4 protein-coding genes are annotated in these 2,376 nt (G+C 64.4%); 3 read left to right on the forward strand and 1 reads right to left on the reverse strand.

The window, feature by feature from the left end:
• Positions 1–67: 67 nt before the first annotated feature.
• From VMS96_14610 to VMS96_14620, 3 genes are all read left to right on the forward strand, one after another.
• Positions 68–265 (forward strand): hypothetical protein, encoded by a 198-nt coding sequence (locus VMS96_14610; GenBank protein HVP44660.1) that lies wholly within the window; start codon positions 68–70, stop codon positions 263–265.
• A 39-nt stretch (positions 266–304) separates the two neighbouring features.
• Positions 305–544, forward strand: a complete 240-nt coding sequence (locus VMS96_14615) for a hypothetical protein (GenBank protein HVP44661.1) — start codon at positions 305–307, stop codon at positions 542–544.
• A 166-nt stretch (positions 545–710) separates the two neighbouring features.
• A complete protein-coding gene (locus VMS96_14620; GenBank protein ID HVP44662.1) occupies positions 711–1,430 on the forward strand; it encodes a hypothetical protein in 720 nt (239 codons plus the stop codon).
• A gap of 15 nt (positions 1,431–1,445) precedes the next feature.
• Here VMS96_14620 and VMS96_14625 read toward each other — a convergent pair.
• On the reverse strand, positions 1,446–2,376 hold a 931-nt coding region (locus VMS96_14625; GenBank protein HVP44663.1), incomplete at its 5' end, for a hypothetical protein.

The following is a 2,376-nucleotide window of genomic DNA, read 5'->3' on the forward strand; positions in this document are numbered from 1 at the left end:
GCCGGCGTTTTCGGCGTGAAACAAAACTGAGCGCCGAGCATCGAACAGCTAGCGCGTGGAGGATGAGATGGCGACATATGTCTATGAGGGAAAGATCGAACGCGGGGCGGGAGCCATCAGGATGGCGCTCCTTCCCTCTGAATCGGCTCCCGTCTATTTCGGGGTCCACGGAGCGATCGCGCAACATTACGGCCTGAACCCGGCAACCATCAAAGAGCCGCGCGCCACCACCATCGACTACGTCATCGCCGCAGCGTCGGCTTGACTGCAGGGCACCTTTGCCACCGCGCTGGCAGCGCGGAATGTGAAGACGGGACGAGGAGCTCTGGTCAGCGACGTTCGCGGCGAGGTAGAAACCGAAGACGGCGTGCTGGTGATCCGGCGCATCCGTGTCCATCATCGCCTGGCCGTACCTGCGGAAGCCGGGGACGTGGTCCGAGAGGTCCACCAGCAGTACCCGTTGCAATGTCCCTTGTATCGAACTCTGCACCGCTGCATCGATATCAGTACGACGTACGAACTTGTTCCACCCACGAGCGGCTAGACTTCGGGGACCACCCTCAGAGCTGCATCCCTGGCCGGAGACGGCAACAGTTCTAGGAACAGCACACGCCGGAACAGGGTAAGGGCCAACAGCTCCCGGGCCGCGCAAACTGCGCGGCCTTTTGTCCTTGATGGCGACGGGAAAGTCCGCGTACTCTGCGCAGGACATGATCGGCCTGCTTTCTATCATCGCCATGGGCTTCTTCCTCGGGATGCGGCACGCCACCGATCCGGATCACGTCATCGCCGTCACCACCATCGTGGGCCGGCAGCGCAACCTGGCGCGCGCTGCGCTGGTGGGCGCGTTCTGGGGATTGGGGCATACCCTGACCATCTTCGTTGTGGGCACGGCGATCATTCTGTTCAACCTGGTCATCCCGCCCCGGGTCGGCCTCAGCATGGAGTTTTCCGTGGGAATCATGCTGGTGGTTCTCGGCTTCCTGAACATCCGCGGTTTCCTGCGGTCAATGCCGGCCCACGATCCCGAGGTCCACCCGCATCCGCTGTCGCAGACCCCGCTGGCCAGACTGGACCGGCTGTTTGCGCGCGCGACCCTGTACCAGCACCTCCGGCCGCTGGTGGTAGGCATCGTCCACGGACTCGCCGGTTCGGCCGCAGTGGCCCTGCTAGTCCTGACCACGGTCCGCGACTCGACCTGGGCGGTCGCCTACCTGCTGGTATTCGGAGTGGGGACCATCGTGGGGATGATGGTGATCACCGTGGGCATCGCTTCGAGCTTCCGGGTCGTAGCCCGGACCCAGGGCATCGAGCGAAGACTGGCCATGGCCTCGGGGCTGCTGAGCCTGGCCTTCGGACTGGTGGTCGCCTATCAGATCCTGATGGTGAATGGCCTGTTCAGCGCTCACCTGCAATGGACGCCGCGGTAGCGAACCCAGGAGCCCTCAGGCGCTCGCCGGGTCTATCTTCTCCGGATCGACGCCCAGGTCCTTGAAGGCCTTCTGCGCCTTGGCGGCGTCGAACTTCCCATCGCGAACCAGCCGGGAGAGCGCGGCGGCGGCGATGGATTCCGCGTTGACCTCGAAGAAGCGGCGCAGGTGCTCGCGATTGTCGCTGCGCCCGAAGCCGTCGGTGCCCAGGCTGACCAGGCGGCCGGTGAGCCACGGCGCGATCTGGTCGGCAACGATCTTCATGTAGTCACTGGCGGCGACGATCGGGCCTTTCGTGCCCTCCAGCGCAGTGAGGATGTAGGGGCGCTTCTCCGGTTCGGCCGGATGCAGCCGGTTCCAGCGCTCGCAAGCCAGGGCATCACGGCGCAGCTCGTTGTAGCTGGTCACACTCCAAACATCTGCCTGGACCTTATGTTTCTCGTTGAGGATAGTCTGCGCGCGCAGCGCTTCGTTCAGGATACTGCCGCTGCCGAACAAGTGCAGTGCCGCCTTCCCCGACGGAGCCGCCTTGAACTTGTACAACCCGCGCAGGATGCCTTCCCGGACGCCCTCGGGCATCGCCGGCATCGGGTAATCCTCGTTATAGGCGGTGAGGTAATAGAAGATGGCGTCACGCTCCTGGTACATGCGGCGGATGCCGTCCTGGATGATGACGGCCGTCTCGTAGGCGTAGGCGGGGTCGTAGGTGACGCAGGCGGGCACGGTGCTGGAGAGCACGAGGCTGTGTCCATCCTGGTGCTGCAGTCCCTCTCCCATCAGGGTGGTGCGTCCGGCGGTGCCGCCCACCAGGAAGCCCTTGCCGCGGGCGTCGCCGAAAGCCCAGATGAGGTCCCCGACCCGCTGGAACCCGAACATCGAATAGAAGGTGAAGAACGGGACGGTGGGCACCTGGTAATTGGAGTACGCCGTGCCGGCGGCGGTGAAC

It is taken from the genome of Terriglobales bacterium, from assembly GCA_035543055.1.
Lineage (GTDB): Bacteria > Acidobacteriota > Terriglobia > Terriglobales > Acidobacteriaceae > JAIQFD01.